This window comes from Amycolatopsis sp. NPDC051102, from assembly GCF_040682815.1.
Lineage (GTDB): Bacteria > Actinomycetota > Actinomycetes > Mycobacteriales > Pseudonocardiaceae > Amycolatopsis.
This window is the reverse complement of sequence record NZ_JBFBBT010000017.1, coordinates 91,928-114,869: the sequence shown is the minus strand read 5'-3', so window position 1 is coordinate 114,869 and position 22,942 is coordinate 91,928. Positions and strand designations below refer to the sequence as shown.

Genomic DNA, 22,942 nt, shown 5'->3' with positions numbered 1-22,942 from the left:
AGCAAGGATGCGGAGGACGCGAAGTGAACAGTGGGCAGTTCGGTGCGGACTCGGCGCGCCTCGCACGTCAAGCCGACGCGCCGTTCTAACGTGGGTACCCACAACGGTGAAGAAGATCGGGGAGGCGAGAACAATGCGGGCGCTGCGAGTGGTCGGACTGCACGAGGACGGGAAGTCCATCGTGCTCGAAGACCCGGCGAGCCGTACTCGTTTCCTGCTCCCGGCTGATGAGCGACTGCGCGCGGCGGCGCGGGGTGACATCACCCGCCTCGGCCAGATCGAAATCGAGTTGGAGAGCCAGATGCGGCCACGCGAGATCCAGCAGCGCATCCGCGCCGGCGAGTCCGTCGAGCAGGTCGCCGCGAGCGCCGGTGTCTCGACGCAGCGCGTCGAGCGCTACGCCTACCCCGTCCTGCTCGAGCGGTCCCGGACCGCCGAGCTGGCGCAGAGCGCCCACCCGGTCCGCGAGGACGGCCCCGACGTGCAGACGCTCGGCGAGGTCGTCGCGTACGGCTTCGGCGTCCGCGGCCACGACTACTCGCAGGCCACCTGGGACTCCTGGAAGGGCGACGACGGCCGCTGGGTCGTGGTGCTCCAGTGGAAGGCCGGGCGCTCGGACAACCGCGCGCACTGGGCGTTCTCGCCGGGTGCGCACGGCGGCACGGTGACGGCGTTGGACGAAAACGCCGAGGTCCTGCTGGACCCGAACGCGTATCGCCCGCCGCGCACGGTCCGCGCCCTCGCCCCGGCGCGCGAGACGGAGTACCAGCCGACGCTGGACTCGGTGGAGCCGGAGCGCGCCCAGCTGCCGTCGGCCGAGCCGGACCCGGACGACGACACGCGCGAGATCCCGCGTGTCCCGGCGGAGCCGGACGAGGACGCCGCGGTACCCGAGCCGCGGCCGAAGGCCAAGAAGAACCACCCGATCGTGCCGTCCTGGGAGGACGTGCTCCTCGGGGTCCGCTCGCAGCGCGGCTAATCCACCCGCGCGGCGAGCGTCTTCGGCGCCACCTGCCGGTAGGCCTCGCGCACGATCCGGTCGACCTCCGCCCAGTCGACGTCGACGTCCAGCCGGACACCCAGCCAGCCGCGGTGCCCGACGTACGCCGGCCGGAAGAACCGCCCGGGCTCGGTGCGCACCAGCTCCTCCTGCGCCCCGGGCGGTGCCGGGCACCAGAAGGCGAGCCTGCCGTCGCCGTGGTGGTCGTCGGCGAACATGGCGAACGTCTTCTTGCCGCGGACGAACCAGGCAGGCGACCCGTGGCTGAGCCGCTCGGTCGCCTCCGGCAGGGCCAGGCACAACTTCCGCAACGCGTCCAGCTGCTCCACCCCGCCAGATTACGGCGTCAGAAGACGATGACCAGCACGCCGATCCAGGCGATCACGACACCGCCCGCCGCGCCGTAGGCGGCCCAGCGCAGGATCGGGGTGCGGCGGATCAGCCACAGCGACGGCGAAATCCCGGCCGTCACGAAGGCCGCGGCCACCAGCGCCAGCCAGCCGCTGGTCTCGCGGACCACGGCCGAGGCGAGTGCCAGCATGGCGACGACGACCACGGCCGCGATGAACGCCGACACGGTCAGCCCGGTCAGCCACGGGGTCGGCTCCCCCGGCGGCCCCGGCGGGCCGAGCACGGCCTGGACGAACCGGTGGCGGCGGGCGACGGCGGGCGGGGGCGGCTCGACGACGGTGTCGGCGCCTGTCACCGGGTCCACGAACCGCACGGTCGTGCCCATCACCGAGGCCAGCCGGCCGGCGAGCTGACGCCCGCGCTGCGAGACCACCGCGCCCGCCTCCGCCCCGGAATCGGCGGAGACGGCGGACGCCACGCGCGCCCATTCGTGCAGGGCCTGGGCCAGGTCGGCACCGATCGCGAGCTTGTGCGGGTCCACCTCCCGCGCGTGCTCCCCGCCGGGTCCGGCCAGCACGGCCCGCTCGCCGCGGATCCGCAGCTCCATGGTGTCCCCTCCCGCCTCGGAGACCAGAACTTTAGCCGCCCCGGGCCAGTTCGTAGAAGGCAACGGCGGCGGCCGTGGCGATGTTGAGTGAATCGACTCCGGCCGGCATGGGTATCCGGACGGCATGATCAGCCGCCGCGAGTGCCGTCTCGGTCAGCCCGGGGCCTTCGGCGCCGAAGAGCAACGCCACCCGCCCCGGCGCGTGCTCACGCAGTTCGCGCAGCGGGATCGAGCCCGGCCGCGGGGTGAACGCCGCGACGGCGAACCCGCGCGCCCGCAGGTCGTCGAGCCCGCCGGGCCAGTCCGTCAGGTGCCCGAACGGCACGCGCAGGACGTGGCCCATCGACACGCGCACGCTGCGCCGGTACAGCGGGTCGGAACAGCCGGGCCCGAGCAGCACGCCGCCGACGCCGAGCGCGGCCGCGTTGCGGAAGAGCGCACCGAGGTTTTCGTGGTCCCCCACGCCTTCCAGCACCGCGATCGGGCCGGTGCCGCCGGTGACTTCGGAAACCGTCAGCGGCGCGGGCCGGTCGGCGACGGCGAGGATCCCGCGGTTGAGGTGGAACCCGACCACATCGGCCATCGTCTCCGCGGAGGCGACGTACTGCGGCACGTCGAGTCCCGCGAGGTCGCCGGCCAGTTCCGCGAACCGCCGCGACACGCCCAGCAGCGCGCGCACCGGGTAGCGGGACGCCAGCAGACGGGAGACGACGACGGTGCCTTCGGCGATGACGAGACCCCGGCCGCCGGGCCGGTCGGGCCGACGGTCCGCAGTGGACAGGTCACGGAAATCGTCGACGCGCGGGTCGCCGGAGTGGTCGATGTGGATCACGCCCATCCGCTCAGTCTGTCACCCGCTTGCCGGGCGCCTCACTGGTCCGAACGTCGACCGCGCGGTGGTACGAACGGGGCCATTTTGCAATCGGTTAACTGCCCGTGACGGAGAGCACCAGTTTGGCCGCTAGCCCGGGTGCATCGGCTGTGTAACGGTTGTCCGCCCGGCCTGAAACACGTCCTAGTCCACGCCGACACGAAGCAGGGATGGTCATGGGGATGGACCTCGAGGCTCAGCCGTTCAACACGCTGGACCGAGGACGATACCGCCGCAAGGTGCAGCGTTGCCTCGACACGCTGGCGCGGATGCTCACCGACGGCAGCTTTTCGTTCCCCCGCAAGAACATCGGCCTCGAAGTCGAGCTGAACCTCGTCGACCGCGAACTGCGCCCGTCGATGACGAACAGCGCGGTGCTGGAGGCGCTGGACGACCCGTCGTTCACCACCGAGCTGGGTCAGCACAACATCGAGCTGAACGTCCCGCCGCGGCCGCTGGCGGGCGATTCCGCGCTCCAGCTCGAAGACGACCTCCGCGCGTACCTCGACACCGCGGCGGCGAAGGCCCGCGACACCGGGTCGTCGCTGGCGATGATCGGCATCCTGCCGACGTTGAAGCACGAGCACTTCGACCAGAAGTGGCTGACGAACAAAACCCGGTACTCCACGCTGAACGACCAGATCTTCGCCGCGCGCGGGGAGCGCACGGTGCTCGCCATGGAGGGCGCGCCGCTGCCGGGCCGGCAGCCGGAGCGCCTGCGCAGCTACGCGGAGTCGATCCTGCCAGAGGCCGCGTGCACCAGCGTGCAGCTGCACCTCCAGGTCGCGCCCGAGGAGTTCGCTGCCCACTGGAACGCGGCGCAGTGCCTGGCCGGCCCGCAGATCGCCCTCGCGTCGAATTCGCCGTTCCTGCTCGGCAAGGCGCTGTGGCACGAGACGCGGATCCCGCTGTTCCTGCAGGCGACCGACACCCGGCCGGAAGAGCTGAAGAACCAGGGCGTGCGGCCGCGGGTGTGGTTCGGCGAGCGCTGGATCACGTCGATCTTCGACCTGTTCGAGGAGAACGTCCGCTATTTCCCGGGCCTGCTCCCGGAAACCGACACCGAGGATCCGATCGAGGCGCTCGACGCGGGCCAGGCGCCGAAACTCACCGAGCTGCGCATGCACAACGGGACGATCTGGCGCTGGAACCGCCCGGTGTACGACGTCGTCGACGGCCTGCCGCACCTGCGCGTGGAGAACCGGGTGCTGCCGGCCGGGCCGACGGTGGTCGACACGGTGGCGAACGCGGCGTTCTTCTACGGCGCCCAGCGCGCGCTGGCCGAGGCGGAACGCCCGGTGTGGAGCCAGATGTCGTTCCAGGCGGCCGAGGAAAACCTGTACGCGGGCGCCCGCCGCTCCTTCGACGGGCAGCTGTACTGGCCGGGCATCGGCTGGATCCCGCCGGACGAGCTGGCGCTGCGCGTGCTGCTGCCCCTGGCCCACGAGGGCCTGCGCCGCTCCGACGTCTCCGACGAGGCCCGTGAGCGCTACCTCGGGATCATCGAACGCCGGTGCCTGGCGCGGCGGACCGGGGCGACCTGGCAGCGTGACTACGTGCTGCACGCCCAGGAACGCGGGCTGGACCGCGAGGCGGCGCTCAGCCTGATGCTGGGGCGCTACCTGGAGCTGTCGGAGTCGGGCGAGCCGGTGCACACCTGGCCGATCTCGGACTGAGCGCTAGCCTGGGTGGATGCCGAAGATTCTCGGTGCGTCACTGGAGGCGCACCGGCGTGAGGTGCGGACCCGGGTCTTCGACGTCCTGCGCGCCCAGCTCTACGAGCGCGGCTTCGACGCGATCACGCTCGCCGGCGTCGCGTCGGCGGCCGGCGTGGGCCGGACGGCGCTGTACAACCACTTCCCGGACAAGGAAAGCCTGCTCGTCGCGTTCGTCGAAGACGAGGCGGCGCGGTATGTCACGCGGCTGACCGACGCCGTCGAGGCGCAGGCCGACCCGGTCGAGCAGCTGGCCACCTTCGTCCGGCTGCAGCTGCGCGTGCTGGCCGAGTACCACATGCCACCGGGCACGGCGCTGGCGTCGGCGCTGGCCCCCGCGGCGTACCGGCGGATCAGCGCGCACGCGGACCCGATCACCGACCGCCTGCGCGCGATCCTCGCGGGCGGCGTCGACCTGGGCCGCTGGCCGGCCGAGGACCCGGACGTGCTGATCCCGATGATCACCGCGGCGCTGGGCAACCGCACCCTGGTCGACGGGCCGGCCGAGCAGCTGGAAGACGTCGTCGAAGCGGCGGTCCGGTTCGTCCTGCGGGCGGTGGGCGCGACGATTTAGGGTAGCCTAAGTCCGAGTCATGCCCTACGATCTTTCTGACAGCGTGTCAGATCGATCGCCGGGAGGCCTGCCCATGTCGGTGACCACGGACGCCCGCCCGTTCTCGGCCACCCTGCGCGCGTCGACGCTCGAGGTGCACGAAAAGGCGAACTACTCGACGTACATGCGCGCCCTGCTCGGCGGCGAGCTGACCCGGGACGGCTACACCCGGCTGGCGATCCAGTACTACTACATCTACGGCGCGATCGAGGCGGCGAGCGACGCGATGGCCGGCGACAGCGTCGGCAGCGCCTTCGTCTTCGACGAGCTGCGGCGGCTTCCGCTCCTCGAGCGCGACCTCGCCCACCTGGTCGGCCCGGACTGGCGGGCGACGATCTCGCCGCTCGCTTCCACGCGCGAGTACGTCTCGCGGATCCGCGAAGCGTCGGCGTGGGCCGGCGGGTACGTCGCCCACCACTACACGCGCTACCTCGGTGACATCGCCGGCGGCCAGGTCATCCGGCGGACGCTCGAGAAGAACTACGACGTCGCCGAAGCCGGCGCGCTCTTCTACCACTTCGACGGCATCGGCAGCGCGCCCCGCTTCCGCGATGCCTACCGGGCGAAGCTGGACAACGCGCCGTGGGACGAGGACGAGCGCGCCCGCGTGATCGACGAGACGCTGGTGGCGTTCGAGTGCAACGTCGCCGTGTTCGACGAGCTCGCGCAGCGGCTGGACGAGGTCCGCGCCTGAATGATCGATCTCACAGCTCGTTGACCTCCAGTTAAGTCCAAGTTGCAGGCTCGGTTTCGGGTGGTGCGCCTTCGGGGTACGCCACTTGCGAACCGCCGTCTCACGGTGTGACGGCCGCCCGCCCCCGCTCGCCGCGAGGGGGCATGTGCTACTAGGTTCGGTACCGGAAACTTGTGTCGAAGACAGAAGGAGGGCCAATGGCCCGCTACGAGCTGCCCGATCTCGACTACGACTACGGCGCCCTCGCGCCGCACATCTCCGGCGAGATCAACGAGCTGCACCACAGCAAGCACCACGCGACCTACGTCAAGGGCGCGAACGACACGCTCGACAAGCTCGAAGCCGCCCGCGAAGCGAACGACTTCGGCTCGATCGTCGGCCTGGAGACCACGCTGGCCTTCAACCTGGCCGGCCACGCCAACCACGTCGTGTGGTGGAAGATCCTGTCGCCGGAAGGCGGCGACAAGCCGACCGGCGAGCTGGCCGCGGCGATCGACGAGGCGTTCGGCTCCTTCGACAAGTTCAAGGCGCAGTTCACCGCCGTCTCCACCACGATCCAGGGCAACGGCTGGGGCGCGCTCTCCTGGGACCCGATCGGCAAGACGCTGATCACCCAGCAGCTGCGCGACCACCACAACAACCTGATCCTGCCGACCGTGCCGATCCTGCTGGTCGACGTCTGGGAGCACGCGTTCTACCTGGACTACAAGAACGTGAAGCCGGACTACGTCAAGGCCCTGTGGAACATCTTCAACTGGGCGGAGATCTCCAAGCGCTTCGACAACGCCGTCGCGGGCGGCAACGGCCTGCTGCTCGGCTGAGCTGCTTTTCGCCGAACGGGGCTCTCCCTTCCGGGAGGGCCCCGTTTTTCGTCGCCGGGTGAAAATCCCTTGACCTCGAGTGCGGTCGAGGTGTTTGGGTGGGCGGCATGGACATCGACGCGTACCTGGACCGCCTCGGCGTCGCCCGGCCGGCGGCGCCCGACCTCGCGACCCTGCTTCACCTGCAGGAACGCCACCTGGCCGCAGTGCCGTTCGAGAACCTGAGCAGCCACCTCGGCGAGCCCGTCGTGCTGGCCGAGGACGCGCTGTTCGACAAGATCGTGCACCGCCGCCGGGGCGGGTTCTGCTACGAACTGAACGGCCTGTTCGCCGCGCTGCTGCGCACGCTGGGGTACGACGCTTCGCTGCACGCGGCGCAGGTGTTCCGCGCCGACGGCACGCCCGGCCCGCCGCTGGACCACGCGGCGATCGTCGTGTCCCTGGCCGAGGACTGGCTGGTGGACGTCGGTTTCGGCCGGTTCGCCCGGCACCCGCTGCGGCTGACGGCCGTGGACCCGCAGATCGACCCCGAGGGCGAGTTCCTGCTGCTGGACGCGCCCCACGGTGACGTCGACGTGCTGCTGGACGGCAAGCCGCAGTACCGCCTTGAGCGCCGCCCCCGGCCGCTGACCGACTTCATCCCGATGGCGTGGTGGCAGACGACGTCACCGGAGTCGCACTTCACGCAGTCCCTGACGTGCTCCCGCCCGACCTCCCAGGGCCGCGTGACGCTGTCGGGCGACCGGCTGATCGAGACGGTCGACGGCGTCCGGAACGAGGTTCGCCTGCCTTCGCCGGACGCGATCCGGACGGCGTACCGCGTGTACTTCGGGGTGACGTTGACGCGGCTGCCGGTGCCACCGGGTGAGAGCCCCTTGACCAGCAGTGCGAGCCAGCCGGACACTGCGCTGACGTGAACGAAGCCCCGGCCTGGGGTTCCCAGGGCCGGGGCTCCGTCCGTTCCCGAACTGACTGCCGCTCCCACCACGAAGCGGACGTATATGAGGTTAGCCTAACCTCAACAATCACGGCAAGAGGTTCGGCTGGGAGACCCCGATCTCACTCTTTCGGGTGACATCAGGGCCTGGAACCGCCCATTTTTGTCGGTGCCCGCGGATACGGTCACGCCATGAACATGACCCGATACTTCCTGTCAGACCTTCGTCCGCTTCAGCACCCGCAGCCCGAGCCCGCGCTTCACCGGCCAGGAAACGCCACCCCGCCGGACCAGCACGAGCGCGCACACGACCGCGGCCACCGCCGAAACCGCCCCGCCGATGTAGAACGGAGACCGCCCGCCGAACTCCTGGGCCATCCACCCGACCATCGGGCCGCCGACCGGGTTGCCGCCGATCAGCACGAGCACGTACAGCCCCATCACGCGGCCGCGCATCTCCGGGCTGACCGACGTCTGCACCAGCGCGTTCGCCGTGTTGAGGAACGTCATCGTGGCGAAGCCGAGCGGGATCAGGCCGAGGCCGAACGTCAGGTACGTCGGCATGAACCCGGTGATCAGCTCGAACACGCCGAGGAAGAACGCCGACACGAGCATCAGCCGCACCCGCGGCCGGCCCTTGGTCCCCCGGCGGGCGGACATCACCGCGCCGGTGAAGGTGCCCACCGCGACCAGGGTCGACAGCAGGCCGTAGCCGTCGGCCGCGGTGTGGAAGACGTTCGCCGCGACGATCGGCAGCGAGCTGAAGTACGTGATGCCGAACGTGCTGACGAACAGCACCAGCACCATCACCGTCATCAGGTCCGACCGGCGGCGGACGTACCGCAGGCCCTCGGCCAGCTGCCCCTTTTCGCGCGGCACGGCCGCGACGCGGAACAGCTTGTCCGGGTTCATCAGGATCAGCCCGGTGATCACCGCGACCGTGCTGAGCGCGTTCGCGATGAACAGCCAGCCGGTGCCGATCCAGGTGATCGCGAACCCGGCGATCGCCGGCCCGACGATCCGCGCCATGTTGAAGATGGAGGAGTTCAGCGCGACCGCGTTGGCGATCTGGTCGCGGCCCACCATCTCGGCGACGAACGACTGCCGCGTCGGCACTTCGAGCGCCGCGGTCACGCCGAGGGTGAAGCACAGAACGTAGACCTGCCACAGGGCGACGACCCCGCTGATGTCGAGCACGCCCAGCACGGCGGCCTGCGCGCACGCCGCCGTCTGGATCCAGGTGAGCAGCCGGCGCTTGTCGACGCGGTCGGCGAGGACGCCGGCCCAGAGCGAAAGGAACAACGTCGGCGTGAACTGCAGCGCGACCGCGACGCCGAGGGCGATCGGGTTGTTGCCGCTGAGGGTGAACACCAGCCAGTCCTGGGCGATGCGCTGCATCCAGGTGCCGATGTTCGAGATGACCTGGCCGGTGAAGAACAGCCGGTAGTTGCGGACCCGCAGGGAGGCGAACATCCCGCCGCGCTTGGTTCCGGATGGCGGTGATGCGGACGGCGGTGGGGCCGTGTCCCGGGTAGCAGTGGTCTGGATCGAACGCTTCGTTTCGCTACCCGTGGCCGTCACCGTGGTTAGTTCCCCGCCATCCTGTCGATGATTTCGGCGGCTTGGGAGAGCACTTCGCGCTCTTCGTCGCCGAGTTCCGCCAATTGCCGGTCCAGCCACGCTTCCCGCACGGAGATGGCCTTCTGCACGTAGGCCAGTCCGCTCTCGGACAGCTCGACGATGGCCTGCCTGCCATCGGTCGGGTGCGGGCGCCGCTCGACGAACCCCAGCTCCTCGAGCGCGGCGATCACCCTCGTCATCGAAGGTGGCTGAACGCCTTCCTTCGCGGCGAGCTGACCCGGGGTCAGCGCACCGCACTTGTGCAGGGTGGACAGCGCGGCGACCTGCGTCAGCGTGAGGTCGTCCCCGACGCGCTGTGCCCGCAGCCGGCGGTTGAGCCGGACCACCGCGAGACGCAGACGGCCCGCCAAGGAGCGTTCGTGCGTGTCGCCGGACATATAGTTAGCATACCTTACGAAACTTCGGCCGCACGGGTGATCTCTGCCGCAACCCGGGCGCGGTCCGTGCGTCCTCCCGAGGACGAGACCTGGGGGTCGGATGAACAAAAAGCTGGCGGGCACGGCCGTGGTCGGCGCGGCGATCGCGGCGATCGTGGCGGCACAGTTCCTCGGCGGCGGTGACGACGCACCCGCGGCCGCGCCGCCGCCGTCGTCGTCGCACCCGCCGGCGATCGCCGTCGGCAAGCTGGAGATCTACCAGCTCGCCGACGGGACCGGGCCCGGCTCGGCCATCGAGATCCCGGTGCCGTCGTGGAGCGTGAGCCGTGACAAGGAGCGCGCGACCTACCGCCAAGGCGAGCTGCTGCTCGAGACCGACCGGGTGGCGATCACGCAGGAGGATCCGGTGAGCGGGCTGCGCGCGCTGGCCGGCTCACAGGGCGGCACAGTGGCCGGGCACGCCCCGATCGCCGACCGGGACACCGCGGAATGGGACTTCACCTACTCCCGCGATGGCGTGCCGCGGCGAGTGACCGTGGTCGGCCTCGGCGCCGGCGACGCCCTGGTGACGGTGCGGTTCGAAGCCCCGGTCGCCGAATTCGAGCGCAACCGGGGCGTCCTCGACGAAGCCCTGAAGATCCGGGGCTGACTACTTGAACGCCGCCTGGATCGGCCCGACCGCGAAGTACGCCACGAAGGCCAGCGCGATCACCCACATCAGCGGGTGCACCTGGCGGGCCTTGCCGGTGGCCGCGCGGATCACGACGTAGCTGACGAAGCCGGCGCCGATGCCGTTGGCGATCGAGTACGTGAACGGCATGACGACGATCGTCAGGAACGCCGGCAGCGCGATCGAATAGTCGGTGAAGTCGATGTCGCGGACCTGCGACATCAGCATCGCGCCGACCACGACCAGCGCCGGCGCGGCCGCCTCGACCGGCACCACCTGGTAGAGCGGGGTCAGGAACATCGCGGCGATGAACAGCACGCCGGTGACGACGTTGGCCAGGCCGGTCCGCGCGCCCTCGGCGATGCCGGAGGCCGACTCGACGAACACCGTGTTGGAGCTGGCCGAGCCGAAGCCGCCGGCCGCGCCCGCGAGGCCCTCGACGAACAGCGCCTTGCCGACGTTGGGCAGCTGGCCGTCGGCCGGCAGCAGGTCGGCCTCCTTCGCGAGGCCGGTCATGGTGCCCATCGCGTCGAAGAAGTCGGCCAGCACCAGCGTGAACACCAGCAGGCAGACGGTGATGATCGGCAGCCGCGTCCAGGCGCCGAACGAGACGTCGCCGACCAGCGACAGGTTCGGCAGGCCGAGCACCTGGTCCGGCAGCGCCGGGTAGCCGAGGTTCCACCCCTTCGGGTTGGTGCCCTGCGACGGCCCGGCCTTGACGATCGCCTCGACGACGATGGCCAGCACGGTCGAGGCGAGCACGCCGATCAGGATCGCGCCCTTGACCTTCCGCACGACGAGGACGCCGGTGACCAGCAGGCCGACGACGAACACCGCGGTCGGCCAGGAGGCGATCGAGCCGTTGATGCCGAGGCCCACCGGGACGGTGGTGTGCGCGGCGTCCGGCAGCCGGCGCACGAACCCGGCGTCGACCAGGCCGATCAGGCAGATGAACACGCCGATGCCGACGGCGATCGCCGACTTCAGCGCGGCCGGCACGGCCCGGAACACCGCGGTGCGGAACCCGGTGAGCACGAGCAGCACGATGATCACGCCCTCGATGACCACCAGGCCCATCGCCTCGGGCCAGGTCATCTGCGGGGCGATGGTGACCGCGACCAGGCTGTTGATGCCCAGGCCGGTGGCGATGGCGAACGGGTAGTTCGCGACCAGGCCCATCAGGATGGTCATCACCCCGGCGACGAGCGCCGTCACCGCGGCGACCTGCGGCACCGGGAGGATGCCGCCGAGGACGTCCTTGTGCGCGCCCGCGTCGTCGGCCGAGAAGCTGCCGATGATCAGCGGGTTCAGCACCACGATGTAGGCCATCGTGACGAAGGTGACCAGCCCGCCGCGCAGTTCGCGCGGCACGGTCGAACCCCGCTCGGTGATCTTGAAGAACCGGTCCAGTGTGGACGTCCCGGTGCGGGTCGTCTCCTGCTCCGCCATTCGCCTGCCCATTCTCTCGCTGCTGCGGAGTACCCTGCACCTCGTGAGTGAACCGATCAATCCACCGGAGGTTACGGGCTCGTTGCGGCCCACGCCGGAGCTGCCCAAGAGGCTGACCGACCTGACGCCGGTGGTGATCGTAGGCACCTCGATCTGGGCTGTCGCGCTGGTGGTGCTCTTCTTCACGACTTCGGGCCTGTGGGTGCAGACGGCGCTGTCCGGGTTCGCGCTCGGTTTCGTCGGCATGGCGATCATCGCCTGGCAGCGCGCCGCCGCCCGCCGCGGGTCGAAATCGGCCCAGCGGCTCTGACGCTTACGCGAGCAGCGTCCGCGGCGACGGGTCGTCGAGCAGAGCCGTGATCAGGTGCCGGTCGGGCCAGCGCCCGGCCGCCCAGGCGAACGCGCGCGCCAGGCCCTCGGACGTGTCGGCCGCGTGCAGCCGGTCGTCGGACCACCACTGGACGTCGTGCTCGGCGCCCTCGATGCGCACGGTGAGCGGGTCGTGCACCAGGACGCCGCCGTCGGGCAGCCGGATGCCGAGCTGGTCCGCGACGAGCTTCAGCGCGGGCAGCTCGGCCCAGGGCGCGTACTCGCCTTCGCTGGTCACCTCGGCGGGCGCGCCACTCGCGAGCGGCAGGTCGAGCAGGTCCGCGAGCCGCTCCGGCTCCTCGGGCGCGACCACGTACCGGTCGGGCTCGAGCGCCCCGGCCACCCACGGCACGTCCAGGACGAGCGCATCGTCCACAACGGACCCGTCCGCGGCCCGGACACCCCGCGGCGGGCGCGGCTCCACTCCGGACTCGACGACGGCGTCGTAGGCACGCGTCGCCAGCCCGGGCGAAACCACGCGTTCCGGATCGGCGAGCCGGTCGAGCAGATCAGCGGCTTCATCCACAGTGGACAGAGTGAGCTCGGCGCGCACCCCGGCGACCCGGAGGAGGTCTTCACTCAGGCCGACGTCGGGCACCTCGTCGAAGAGCCCCGCCAGATCGGCGTCCGGCAGCCGCCATTCGTTCGGCGCAGCCCCTTCGAGCACTGCGTACTGCGCGATCCACCAGGCAGCGTGCCCCAGCGGCGTGCGCAGGGCGTGCCAGGTTTCGGGCCGCGCGGCGAGCAACCGCAGCGCCGCGGGCCAGGCGTCATCGGCGACGAGATCGAGGTCCCGGATCGCGACCACCGTGCTCGGCGGTTCCACCAGGGAGTCCCACCAGATTTCCTCGTCGGGAAGAGCGTGGTCGGGCTCGTGCGGCTCGTCATCGACGACGACCGCGAAGGAATCGAGCACCCCGGCGGCTTCGAGCGTGCTCTGCGGCCAGTCTTCGGCGAAGTCCTCGTCGAGGACGTCGAGCGCGCCATCCTCCTCGAAGACCTCTTCGTCGAAGATCTCCAGCAGTGGCGACGTCGGAAGAACCAGCTCGTCGGCGCGGCGCCAGGTTTCGGTACCGGGCAGGGCCAGCGCGCCAACCCAGCGCGGAGCATCGTCCCCGCAGTCGGCGATCAGCCGCAGCACGGCCCCGGCGAGCGTCGTACCGTCCAAACCGGACCGAACGTCCTCGACACTGCGCTCGACGGCGTCGCGGAGCTGATCGGAGTTGAGCAGCTCTCGGGCGTCGGCGTGCTTGGCCCCCAACCGTTCCAGCAGCGGGTGCGACGCGGCGGGGTGCACCAGCCGCAGCCCAGGGATATCCACATCGGACAACAGGTCGAGCAGTTCCGCAGAACCCTCCACGAGCAGACAGCCACGGGCACCGGGCAGCGTCCGGCCGTCCGACAGCGGAACGGGCAGCCCATCCAGCCGTTCCGCGGCCAGGGCGTGCGACTCGACGGCGATCGCGAGGGCTGCGTAGACGTCCCGCCACCAGCCCGGATCCCGGCTGACACCGGTCAGCGTTTCCAGCACCTCTTCGATGCCGATCACCTGCGCCGAAACGGCTTTCAGCGTTTGCGCGGGCGCGGATCCCCCGAGCAGCCTCGGCACGAGGTCGGCGAGCAGCGCAGTCAGTCCGGGCACGTCGACGTCGAGCACCCGGGCCTGGCGGCCGGAGACCTCCACACCGTCCTGAGTGGACAGCCAGCGCTCATCGCTGAGCGTGACGAGCACCTCGTCCCGCAGCTTGGCATCCACAGTGGACTTCGGAAACCCCGGCTTGGGAACGAGGGCGAACCGGTGCTCGGCCGGCAGCAACCGGACGAGCTCGACGTACTCTTTCGCGGCTCGCTCGAGCACTTCCGTGAGTTCGGCCCCGGGCAGCACCCGGCGACGCGAGGGTTCGACGGGCACGGACGCGAGAAGCCGAGCGGGCAGCGACAGCCCGTCATCGGTCGGAGTGGGTGCGCGCAGAACGTCTTCTTCGAGCGGCTCCGGCGTACCTTCTGCGTTGACCGGAACGGCCCAAACGACGTCACCCCGGTGGGTCAGCCACCGCGTTTCCGTGACGGGGCCCCGAATCCGGACGACATCCCCGTCGGCCGTCCGTGTCCAAACGCGACCGTCCACTTCGAACTCGGCCAGCCACGGCAGGGCGAGCAGCAGATCACCGACGTCCTCGGCGAGTTCGGCCAGGAGCCGCGCCCCGTCGACGCCGTCCCGCAGCGGAAGCCGGACTTCGGTGTCGAAGCCGGCGGGGACGTCGGCGGGGAGGGGCCAGGGCAGGCGCAGGACGGGAACGTCGCCGTCGATGCCCGCGGCTTCCCGGGTGCGCTCGGCGGAGAAGGCGACCCCGCCGCTGGTGGAGAGAACGCGGGGTTCATCGGAAACGGTCCGCACGGCGGCGAAGCCGACACCGAAGCGCCCGACGGTGGCGCCGGTCTTGCCGGAGGCCCGCAGCGAAGCGAGCGACGCGACACCGCGGGCGTCGAGCGGAGCACCGGTGTTGGCGAACCGGAGTTCGGAGTCCACAAGGGACACCCGAACCCGCCCGGGAGAGCCACCGGCCATGGCGGCATCGGCGGCATTCTGGGCAAGCTCGACGAACAGCCGGTCCCGATAGGCACCAACGCGCAGATCCCGCTCGACGTTGGTGTCCTCGGTGAGCCGGGTGGGCGAATCCCGCCAGCCACGCAGGGTGGTCTCACGAAGCCGCGCGGTCCCGAAGGGATCACCCCCGGCGGCGGCCTCGGTGGCGAGGCCGCTCACCGATCGTTGTCGAGCTGGGCTTGCGCTTCATCAGCCTGCCCGGCTTCGGCGCCCTCGGTCACAACGGTGTCGGTAAGAGCGGCTTCGGGCACTTCGGCTTCATCACCGGCCTGCGCGGCCACGTCGGCGGGCAGCGGATCAACCTCGGCCGCATCGGATTCCGCAGCCACCGGCTCGGAGTCAGCGGCCGTCCCGACCAGTTCCGGAGCGGCCGGCAGTTCGACGGCATCGGTCACCTCGGCCTGGGCAGGCTCCGACTCAGCAGGCTCCGCCTCAACCGGCTCAGCCTGCGCAGCCTCCGGCGCTGCCCGCACCTCGGCCGCATCGGTCACCTCGGCCTGCGTCGGCTCCGCATCCGCGGGCTCCGGCACAACCGGCTCGACCTGCGCAGGCTCCGACGCTGCCCGCACCTCGGCCGCATCGGTCACATCGGCTTGCGTCGGCTCCGCTTCAGCGGGTTCCGGCACCTCGGCCGCAACCGCCTCCGGCGCTGTCCGGACCTCGACCGCATCGGTGACCTCCGCCTGCGTCGGCTCCGCATCCGCGGGCTCCGGCACCTCAGCCACCACCGGTTCGGCAACCTCACCAGCCGCAGCCGGGGCCTCCGCAGCCGGCTCAACCGACTCGGCCTCGACCGCCACCGACTCGGCCTCTGCCACAACCGGCGCGTCTGCCTCAACCGCTTCGGCCTCCGCCGCAGCCGGCGTCTCCGCCCCGGCCTCAACCGGCTCGGCCTCCACCGCAGCCGGCGCCTCGGCCCCAGCCTCAACCGGCGCCGCGGCCTCCGCAGCCACCGGCTCCGCAACCTCCGCCGCCTCCGACGCGGCCTCCGGCTCCACCTCCGCCGGCGACACGTCCGACTCCGCGACCCCCGTCTCGCCCTCCGCGACGGCCGCCTCCACGACCTCCGGGGCCGGTGCGAAGTCCAGCAGCGAGTCGTCGTACACCAGTTCCGCCACCGGGACCGATGACGTCACCTCGACCTCTACCTCCGAGTGCGCTCCGCAGCCGTACTCCACGTCCACCACGTGGCCGTCCGCCGGGGCTATGTCGTTGCTGCACACCCCGAACACTCCGCGCAACGAGCCCGCCAGCGGCACGAAGAACCCGCATGTCCCGCACACGTCCGGGGCACTCCGCGCCATGTCCGACCGGGGGCCGAACTCGCCCGCGTGCCAGCGTGACGCCGCTTCCGTGCGGCCGAAGCGGGACAGCACGTGGACGCGGCCCAAGCCCACCTCGCGGGCCGTCTCCTCCACCGCCGGGTCGTCCGACTGGAGGTACGCCGGGGCCAGGCGGGGGTCGTTCTCGTCCGTCGGGAAGATGTCGCCCACGCCCAGGTCGCCCGCGCGGACGCGGCGCTCCCACGGCACCCAGGCCGGCGCCACCAGGGCCGACGGGCCCGGGACCAGCACGACCTCGCTGACCGTCACCGGCTCGTCGTCGCCCGCCAGGGCCACCGTCACCGACCAGCGCCAGCCTCCGTAGCCCGGGACCTGGGCCTCGAACAGGTGACTCGCCGTGACCGCGTCTTCGCGGGTGACCCCCACGTGCGCGCCGAGCTGCTCCTCGGGTGCGTCCTCCAGCACCGCAGCTCGCGCGAACTCCACCGCATCGGCGAGTTTGCGCTGCACGGAGCCGTCGTCCAGGGTCAGCAGCAGAGTCATGTGGCCAATTGTGCCGCACGCATCCGCGGCGCCCGTGCCAGGCTGTTCATCGTGCGCACCCCGATCGTCACCTGCCTGCTGCTGGCCGCCGCGCTCGGCGGCTGCGCCGGCGCCCCGGCGCAGGAACCCGGCCCCGAACGCCTCACCGTCCAGGTGCTCTCGACCCTGCCCCACGACGCCGCCGCTTTCACCGAAGGCCTCGAGTTCGCCGGCGACACCCTCTACGAGAGCACCGGCCTGGCGGGACAGTCGACGCTCACCGCCGGACCACCCGGCGGCGCGCCCCGGACCACCGTCGCGCTGCCGTCGCCGCTGTTCGGCGAGGGCGTCACCGTTCTCGGGCCGAGGCTGTGGCAGCTCACCTGGCAGGACGGGTTCGCCATCGAACGTGACTCCCAGTCCCTCGCCGAGCTGCGGCGCGTGCCGTTCCAGGGTGAGGGCTGGGGCCTCTGCCACCAGGCCGACGGGCGGCTCGTGATGAGCAACGGCTCCGCGCGGCTCACCTTCCGCGATCCGAAGACCTTCGCGGTCACCGGGGGCGTCGACGTCGGCCGTGACCAGCTCAACGAGCTCGAGTGCGTCGCCGGCGACGTCTACGCAAACGTTTGGCACACCGACACCGTGCTGCGCATCGACGCCGCCTCCGGACGCGTGACCGGGACGATCGACGCAGGTCAGCTGCGTGCGCAGGTGAACGCGCCGGGCTCCGAAGCCGTGCTCAACGGTATCGCCGCCGTTCCGGGCACCGGCGATTTCCTCCTCACCGGGAAGCAGTGGCCGGTCACGTTCCGGGTGAGGTTCGTCCCGGCTCCGGCGTGAAAGCACGGATGAGCAGGCGGAACCGGCCCCCGGTAAGGCAGGATTGACACGTGGCACTCTTCGGCTCCCGCTCCGGCTCCGACGGCACCCGGTCGGGTCAGCCGCGCGGCCGGAAGTCCAAGCGGCGCTGGACGCCGGAGCCCGGCGCGGCGCAGGCCAGGGACTGGCGGGACGCGGCCGCGCCCGGCAGCCAGCCGCCGCCCACCCGCGTCGCCCACCAGAGCGCGCCGCCGCCCACCCGCGTCGACCGGCCCGTCCAGCCGCCGCGCGGCGGGTTCCGCGACGGCCGCGTGCCGAACGCGGACGAGGCACCCACCGCCGCCGCGCCGACCGGTCGCCGGCCGCCGCCACCGCGCGGGGCGCGGCCGTATGACCCGCACCGCACCGAACCGGTGCGCCGCGAGCCGCCCGGCGGCTTCTACCAGGGCGAACGCTATCCGGGCAGCGGTGAGTACGAGCACTACGACACCGGTGGCTACGCGGGTGAACCGCGGCCGCCGGAGCCGGAAGCGCCGCCGCATGAGGAACCGCGGACGCCGGGTGGCACGCCGAAGCTGCCGAAGAAGATCACCGTCACGCGGGTGGCGGCGATGCGCAGCCGCCAGCTCACCGGCCAGGCCGTCGACGCCTTCCAGCGCGCGACGAAGGCCGACGGCGCCGAGAAGTCCGGCCTCACTTCGCTGACCTACGCCGTGATGCTGAACTACGCCAGCGACGCGGCGATGGCGATCGCGCTGGCCAACACGCTGTTCTTCGCCGCGACCAGCGGCGAGAGCAAGGGCAAGGTGGCGCTCTACCTGCTCATCACGATCGCGCCGTTCGCGCTGGTCGCGCCGGTGATCGGCCCGGCGCTCGACAAGGTGCAGCGCGGCAGGCGGCTGGCGATGTGCGCGTCGTCGATCGGCCAAGGGCTGATGGCCGTCGTGATGGCGCTGCACTTCGACGACTGGCTGCTCTACCCGGCCGCGCTCGGCATGATGGTGCTGTCGAAGTCGTTCACCGTGCTCAAGGCCGCGGTGACGCCGCGGGTGCTGCCCTCCGAGATCACGCTCTCCAAGACGAACGCCCGGTTGACCACGTTCGGGCTGGTCGCCGCGGGCGTGTTCGGCGCGCTGGCCAGCGGCATCAACGCGATCAGCGGTTCGGCGGGCGCGCTCTGGTTCACCGCGCTGATCTGCGTCGCCGCGGCGGTGCAGTCGATGCGGATCCCGGCCTGGGTGGAGGCGACCGAGGGCGAGGTGCCGACGTCGCTTTCGGCCCACCCAAAGGAGAAGAAACGCCGTCAGCCGATGGGGCGCCACATCGTCGTCGCGCTGTGGGGCAACGGCTCGGTGCGCGTGCTCACCGGCTTCCTCATGATGTTCGCCGCGTTCGCGGTCAAGGCCCAGACCGAGGGCAGCGGGCAGACGCCGTTCATGCAGCTGCTGCTGCTCGGCGTGATCGGCGCCGCGGCGGGCGCCGGCGGGTTCCTCGGCAACGCGCTGGGCTCGCGCCTGCACTTCGGCAGCCCCGACCAGGTGATCGTCGGCTGCGTGGCGGGCTGCGTGCTGGCCGCGCTGGTCGCGACGATCCTGCCCGGGCTGGCCACGGCCGCGATCGTCGGCCTGGTCGGCGCCACGGCCAGCGCGCTGGCCAAGATCAGCCTCGACGCCGTCATCCAGGAAGACCTGCCCGAGGAGTCGCGCGCGTCGGCGTTCGGCCGCTCGGAAACCGTGCTGCAGCTGGCGTGGTGCCTCGGCGGGGCGGTCGGCCTGCTGCTGCCGCCGACGTACTGGATCGGCTTCCTGGTGATCACGGTCGTGCTGGCCGTCGGGTGCGCGCAGACGTTCCTCGTGCGCCGCGGCGGCTCGCTCGTGCCCGGCCTCGGCGGCGACCGGCCGCTGCGCCCCGAGCCGACCGGCAGCTTCCCGGCCCAGGGCCTGCCCGGCGACCCCAGGGCCCGCCGGTAGGCTCCGGCGCATGCGACGTTCCCGGGTGGTGGCCCTGCTTGCGGCCGGTGGGTTCGCGGTGGCCGGTTGCTCGGCACCCGGCCCGGCCGAGGTCACCTTCTACGCCGACGGCCACACGATCAACGCCACGCCGGTGCTCACGTGCGACTACTCGCAGCAGCTCGCCCAGCCGTGCAGCGCCAAGGGCGACACGCAGTCGCTGAAGGTCCGCCCCGGCAAGCCGGTGCAGATCTCGGTGCCCGGCGAGGTCGCCGACGCGCCGTGGCAGATCGTCTACGAGTACGTCACCCCGCAGGGCGAGTACAAGCAGAGCGACCCGATCCCGTTCACGTCACTGGACCGCTACGCCTACACGGTCACGCCGCCGACGCCCGCCGACCGCATCTCGGCGGTCGACGTCCAGAAGTACACCGCCGTGCTGAACGCGAGCACCGGCGAGTCGGGCCTGCTGCCCAGCGACGTCTGGGGTCTCCGGCTGGAGGCCTAGGGATCGATGTCCCGGGCCACCGCGCGCATGATCTCGGCGATCTGCTTGGTGTGCTTGCGGTCCGGGTAGCGGTTGCGCCGCAGGTCCGGCTGCACCTTGAGCTCCAGCAGCTTGATCATGTCCTCGATCAGGCCGTGCAGCTCTTCGGCGGGGCGACGGCGCGCCTCGGCGACGGACGGCGGCGGGTCGAGCAGCCGGACGGAGAGCGCCTGCGGACCGCGACGGCCGTCGGCGACGCCGAACTCCAGCCGCTGCCCGGCCTTCAGCCCCTCGACGCCCTGCGGCAGCGCGGCCTTGCGAATGTAGACGTCGGCGCCACCGTCCTGCGTGACGAACCCGAACCCCTTCTCCGCGTCGTACCACTTGACCTTGCCGGTCGGCACTTCCCTCACCAGTCCTTCTGCTGTCCGCTCACGACGAACGCGCCCGGGGCGTACCCAGGGCGCGCTGGGTAAAGGGTATCTCGCCACACGCCCTGGGGAGAAGTCGATACCGCCGGATACGCTCTTGCGTCATGAAGAGCACGACGAAGGAGGCGGGCGTGGCCGCTCCCGGCAAACCGTTCCTGATGCGCGTCGGCATCGGGCTTTTCGGGCTCGGCATGCTCGCCGTGCTGGCGGTGTTCATCATGTTCGCCGCCGGCCTGGAGAACCTGCCGGTGTGGCTGTCCCTCGCCGCCGGGGTGATCACGCCCCTGGGCCTGGCGCTGGGCTTGATCGCGCTGGTGATCGAGGCGCGCGCCAAGAAATAGCAGCGCAGCGCAGCTGCTCCGTTGAGGGCGGCGGCGGGGGCATGGATGGAATAGGGCTACGGCACCACGCTCCCCGCGAACGTCCGCTCGAACCACGGCAGGAACTCGGTCAGCGACTCGAACACCACCTCCGCCCCTTCGCTCAGCAGGAGCGTGCGATCACACGGCCCGGTGGTGACGCCGACCGCGATCGCCCCGGCGGCGAGCGCACCCCGGATGTCGCCGGCGTGATCTCCGACATAGACCCGGGCGTCGTGCGCCAGGAGCGCCTCGGCCTTCTGCGTGGACCACAGCTCGCCGACGACCTCGTCGACGTCGAGCCCCAGCGCGTCGACGTGCAGCTGTGCGTTGGGCCCGTACTTCCCGGTGACGACCAGCGTGCGGCCGCCTGCGGCCCGGACCGCCCGGAGCGACTCGACCGCGCCGGGCAGCGCGACCGTGCTCGGCACGACCACCTCGGGGTACATCGCGCGGAACCGGTCGACGAGCCCGGGAATGCGTTCCTCGGGCGCTTCGAAGCCGCGCAGGATGTCGTCGAGCGGCGGCCCGAGGTTGGCCGCGAACGCGTCGCCGTCCAGCGGCAGGCCGGATTCGGCGCCCAGCGCGTTCATCGCCGCGGCCATGCCCGGCCGGGCGTCGATCAGTGTCATGTCGAGGTCGAACCCCACGGTGATGCCCACGCCCCACACGGTAACCGCCACCACCGACAGTTTTACGCGCGAACCGAACGTGTACAGCGCCTTGACACGAGAGTGATCTGTGTCAAGGTGAGGGTGTGACCAGCTTCACCGAGCGGACGAAGGCGTCCCTGCGCGAAGCACTGCTCGACGCCGCCGCCGACCTGCTGCCCGACCGGGGCCACGCGGGCCTGCGGATGGCCGACGTCGCCGCGAAAGCCGGCGTGAGCAGGCAGACGGTCTACAACGAGTTCGGCAACAAGGCGGCGCTGACCCAGGCGGTGGCGCTGCGCACCGCGTCGGAGTTCCTCGACGGGATCCGGCAGCGGTTCGAAACGGCGGACGGGCTCCTGGCGGGCATCCACCACGCCGTCGTCTACACGATCGAGCACGCGCGGGAGAACCGCCTGGTCGCGGCGGCGCTCGGCACCGAAGCCGGCGAGGACCTGCTGCCCCTGCTCACGACCCGGGGCGAGCCGATCCTCACCGCGGCCGCAGACCTCGCCGCCGAGCAGTACCGCGAGTTCGAACCCGGGCTCTCCGCCGAAGCCGCGGCCCTGCTCGCCGAAACCGTCGTCCGGCTTTCCCTGTCGCACCTGGTGCTTTCCACGCATTCGGCGGCCGAAGCGGCCGACGCCGTCACCGCGGTCATGGAACCCGCCATCCGCCAATTCGCCCACTGAATCGCTATCGGAGTGAAACGATGACCGACACGCTTCCGGAGCTGCGGACCGGCTTCTCCTCGCTGCGCAAGGGCGGCCTGAACTGGGACTCGTTCCCGCTGCGCCTGTTCGTCAAAGGCAACAAGAAGTTCTGGAACCCGGCGGACATCGACTTCAGCCGCGAACGCGAAGGCTGGGACACGCTCAACCCGGAACAGCAGCGAAGCACGACGTACCTGGTCGCGCAGTTCATCGCCGGCGAAGAGGCCGTCACCGAGGACATCCAGCCGTTCATGCGGGCGATGTCGGCGACCGGCCGGTTCGGCGACGAGATGTACCTGACGCAGTTCTGCTTCGAGGAAGCCAAGCACACCGAGGTGTTCCGGCGCTGGATGGACGCGGTCGGGCTGACCGAGGACCTCCACCCGTACGTCGCCGAAAACCCGCACTACCGCAAGCTGTTCTACGAAGAGCTGCCGCAGTCGCTACGCGCGCTGGAGGACGATCCCAGCCCGCTCAACCAGATCCGCGCGAGCGTCACGTACAACCACGTCATCGAGGGCAGCCTGGCGCTGACGGGCTACTACTCGTGGCAGCTGATCTGCACCCAGCACGACATCCTGCCGGGCATGCAGGAACTGGTCCGCCGCATCGGCGACGACGAGCGCCGTCACATGGCCTGGGGCACGTTCACCTGCCGCCGGCACGTCGCCGCGGACGACTCCCTGTGGGACGCGGTGCAGCAGCGGATGGGCGAGCTGCTGCCGCACGCGCTCGACATGATCCAGTGGGTGCAGGACCAGTTCGAGGAACTGCCGTTCGACAACGACCCGCAGGAGATCGTCCAGTACGCGGCCGACCGGGCCCAGCGCCGGCTGGGCGCGATCGAATCGGCACGCGGGATGCCGGTGGAGCAGATCGACCTGGACTATTCGCCCGAGCACCTCGAGGAAACCTTCGGCGAGGAAGACGCGAAGGCGATCGCGGAGGCCGCCGCCGCGGTTTCGTGACAGCCCTTGGGCGGCCGGACCGGGTCCGGCCGCCCAGG

At 71.1% G+C, this 22,942-nt stretch carries 24 protein-coding genes; 14 read left to right on the top strand and 10 right to left on the bottom strand.

The annotated features are described in order from the left end of the window. Positions 1-133: 133 nt before the first annotated feature. Positions 134-979, top strand: a complete 846-nt coding sequence (gene sepH / locus AB0M93_RS35055) for a septation protein SepH (protein WP_364282049.1) — start codon at positions 134-136, stop codon at positions 977-979. Here sepH and AB0M93_RS35050 read toward each other — a convergent pair. The 3 genes from AB0M93_RS35050 to AB0M93_RS35040 are packed head-to-tail and all read right to left on the bottom strand — an operon-like array spanning position 976 to position 2,796. After that, positions 976-1,329: an MmcQ/YjbR family DNA-binding protein gene (locus AB0M93_RS35050; RefSeq protein ID WP_364281847.1), complete on the bottom strand. Its 354-nt coding sequence runs from the start codon at positions 1,327-1,329 to the stop codon at positions 976-978. The two genes, sepH and AB0M93_RS35050, sit on opposite strands and share 4 nt — an antisense overlap. 17 nt (positions 1,330-1,346) lie before the next feature. Further along, complete coding sequence (locus tag AB0M93_RS35045; protein WP_364281844.1) at positions 1,347-1,958, bottom strand: DUF2537 domain-containing protein; 612 nt, start codon at positions 1,956-1,958, stop codon at positions 1,347-1,349. Between the two features lie 31 nt (positions 1,959-1,989). Next, positions 1,990-2,796 carry an RNA methyltransferase gene (locus tag AB0M93_RS35040; RefSeq protein WP_364281841.1) on the bottom strand — a complete coding sequence of 269 codons (807 nt, stop codon included), beginning with the start codon at positions 2,794-2,796 and terminating at the stop codon, positions 1,990-1,992. Positions 2,797-3,005: 209 nt separating this feature from the next. On the opposite strand from AB0M93_RS35040, the gene AB0M93_RS35035 reads away from it, so the two are divergent. The 5 genes from AB0M93_RS35035 to AB0M93_RS35015 all read left to right on the top strand — a co-directional run bounded on the left by AB0M93_RS35035 (position 3,006) and on the right by AB0M93_RS35015 (position 7,589). Next, positions 3,006-4,505: a glutamate--cysteine ligase gene (locus AB0M93_RS35035; RefSeq protein ID WP_364281839.1), complete on the top strand. Its 1,500-nt coding sequence runs from the start codon at positions 3,006-3,008 to the stop codon at positions 4,503-4,505. 16 nt (positions 4,506-4,521) lie between these two features. Next, complete coding sequence (locus AB0M93_RS35030) at positions 4,522-5,118, top strand: TetR/AcrR family transcriptional regulator (protein ID WP_364281836.1); 597 nt, start codon at positions 4,522-4,524, stop codon at positions 5,116-5,118. A gap of 73 nt (positions 5,119-5,191) precedes the next feature. Continuing rightward, entirely contained in the window at positions 5,192-5,851 is a 660-nt protein-coding gene (locus AB0M93_RS35025) for a biliverdin-producing heme oxygenase (RefSeq protein WP_364281834.1), read from the top strand. Between the two features lie 197 nt (positions 5,852-6,048). Continuing rightward, a complete protein-coding gene (locus AB0M93_RS35020) occupies positions 6,049-6,672 on the top strand; it encodes a superoxide dismutase (protein WP_003088226.1) in 624 nt (207 codons plus the stop codon). Positions 6,673-6,779: 107 nt separating this feature from the next. Next, the gene (locus tag AB0M93_RS35015; protein ID WP_364281831.1) at positions 6,780-7,589 is read left to right on the top strand and encodes an arylamine N-acetyltransferase; all 810 of its coding nucleotides are present in this window, start codon (positions 6,780-6,782) and stop codon (positions 7,587-7,589) included. Positions 7,590-7,825: 236 nt separating this feature from the next. Here the strand turns inward: AB0M93_RS35015 and AB0M93_RS35010 are convergent, their stop codons facing one another. Next, positions 7,826-9,082: an MFS transporter gene (locus tag AB0M93_RS35010; RefSeq protein WP_364281828.1), complete on the bottom strand. Its 1,257-nt coding sequence runs from the start codon at positions 9,080-9,082 to the stop codon at positions 7,826-7,828. A 113-nt stretch (positions 9,083-9,195) separates the two neighbouring features. Beyond that, positions 9,196-9,627, bottom strand: a complete 432-nt coding sequence (locus AB0M93_RS35005; RefSeq protein WP_364281825.1) for a MarR family transcriptional regulator — start codon at positions 9,625-9,627, stop codon at positions 9,196-9,198. Between the two features lie 100 nt (positions 9,628-9,727). Between AB0M93_RS35005 and AB0M93_RS35000 the strand changes: the two genes are divergently transcribed. Next, positions 9,728-10,276 carry a hypothetical protein gene (locus tag AB0M93_RS35000; protein ID WP_364281822.1) on the top strand — a complete coding sequence of 183 codons (549 nt, stop codon included), beginning with the start codon at positions 9,728-9,730 and terminating at the stop codon, positions 10,274-10,276. Here AB0M93_RS35000 and AB0M93_RS34995 read toward each other — a convergent pair whose 3' ends face one another. Further along, positions 10,277-11,746 (bottom strand): NCS2 family permease, encoded by a 1,470-nt coding sequence (locus tag AB0M93_RS34995; RefSeq protein WP_364282046.1) that lies wholly within the window; start codon positions 11,744-11,746, stop codon positions 10,277-10,279. It lies immediately after the preceding gene. Positions 11,747-11,828: 82 nt separating this feature from the next. Between AB0M93_RS34995 and AB0M93_RS34990 the strand changes: the two genes are divergently transcribed. Continuing rightward, a complete protein-coding gene (locus AB0M93_RS34990; RefSeq protein ID WP_364282043.1) occupies positions 11,829-12,056 on the top strand; it encodes a DUF2530 domain-containing protein in 228 nt (75 codons plus the stop codon). A 3-nt stretch (positions 12,057-12,059) separates the two neighbouring features. Here the strand turns inward: AB0M93_RS34990 and AB0M93_RS34985 are convergent, their stop codons facing one another. Beyond that, positions 12,060-14,882 carry a molecular chaperone Hsp90 gene (locus AB0M93_RS34985; RefSeq protein WP_364281820.1) on the bottom strand — a complete coding sequence of 941 codons (2,823 nt, stop codon included), beginning with the start codon at positions 14,880-14,882 and terminating at the stop codon, positions 12,060-12,062. Continuing rightward, positions 14,879-16,549, bottom strand: coding sequence for a DUF3027 domain-containing protein (locus tag AB0M93_RS34980; RefSeq protein WP_364281817.1), 1,671 nt, complete (start codon positions 16,547-16,549; stop codon positions 14,879-14,881). The genes AB0M93_RS34985 and AB0M93_RS34980 overlap by 4 nt, the downstream gene beginning before the upstream one ends. A gap of 51 nt (positions 16,550-16,600) precedes the next feature. On the opposite strand from AB0M93_RS34980, the gene AB0M93_RS34975 reads away from it, so the two are divergent. From AB0M93_RS34975 to AB0M93_RS34965, 3 genes are read left to right on the top strand one after another with little or no spacing between them, the layout of a single operon-like run. After that, the gene (locus tag AB0M93_RS34975; RefSeq protein WP_364281814.1) at positions 16,601-17,368 is read left to right on the top strand and encodes a glutaminyl-peptide cyclotransferase; all 768 of its coding nucleotides are present in this window, start codon (positions 16,601-16,603) and stop codon (positions 17,366-17,368) included. 50 nt (positions 17,369-17,418) lie between these two features. Then, positions 17,419-19,317, top strand: a complete 1,899-nt coding sequence (locus tag AB0M93_RS34970) for an MFS transporter (protein WP_364281811.1) — start codon at positions 17,419-17,421, stop codon at positions 19,315-19,317. 10 nt (positions 19,318-19,327) lie between these two features. Continuing rightward, a complete protein-coding gene (locus AB0M93_RS34965) occupies positions 19,328-19,804 on the top strand; it encodes a DUF2771 family protein (RefSeq protein ID WP_364281808.1) in 477 nt (158 codons plus the stop codon). Here AB0M93_RS34965 and AB0M93_RS34960 read toward each other — a convergent pair. Continuing rightward, positions 19,801-20,187, bottom strand: a complete 387-nt coding sequence (locus AB0M93_RS34960) for a cold-shock protein (protein ID WP_013230216.1) — start codon at positions 20,185-20,187, stop codon at positions 19,801-19,803. The genes AB0M93_RS34965 and AB0M93_RS34960 overlap by 4 nt on opposite strands. Positions 20,188-20,318: 131 nt before the next feature. On the opposite strand from AB0M93_RS34960, the gene AB0M93_RS34955 reads away from it, so the two are divergent. Beyond that, positions 20,319-20,555 (top strand): hypothetical protein, encoded by a 237-nt coding sequence (locus AB0M93_RS34955; protein WP_364281805.1) that lies wholly within the window; start codon positions 20,319-20,321, stop codon positions 20,553-20,555. 56 nt (positions 20,556-20,611) lie between these two features. Here AB0M93_RS34955 and AB0M93_RS34950 read toward each other — a convergent pair whose 3' ends face one another. Beyond that, the gene (locus tag AB0M93_RS34950; protein ID WP_364281803.1) at positions 20,612-21,235 is read right to left on the bottom strand and encodes an HAD family hydrolase; all 624 of its coding nucleotides are present in this window, start codon (positions 21,233-21,235) and stop codon (positions 20,612-20,614) included. Between the two features lie 95 nt (positions 21,236-21,330). Between AB0M93_RS34950 and AB0M93_RS34945 the strand changes: the two genes are divergently transcribed. Continuing rightward, complete coding sequence (locus AB0M93_RS34945; RefSeq protein WP_364281800.1) at positions 21,331-21,915, top strand: TetR family transcriptional regulator; 585 nt, start codon at positions 21,331-21,333, stop codon at positions 21,913-21,915. Between the two features lie 20 nt (positions 21,916-21,935). Then, the gene (locus AB0M93_RS34940) at positions 21,936-22,904 is read left to right on the top strand and encodes a R2-like ligand-binding oxidase (RefSeq protein ID WP_364281797.1); all 969 of its coding nucleotides are present in this window, start codon (positions 21,936-21,938) and stop codon (positions 22,902-22,904) included. Positions 22,905-22,942 lie beyond the last annotated feature (38 nt).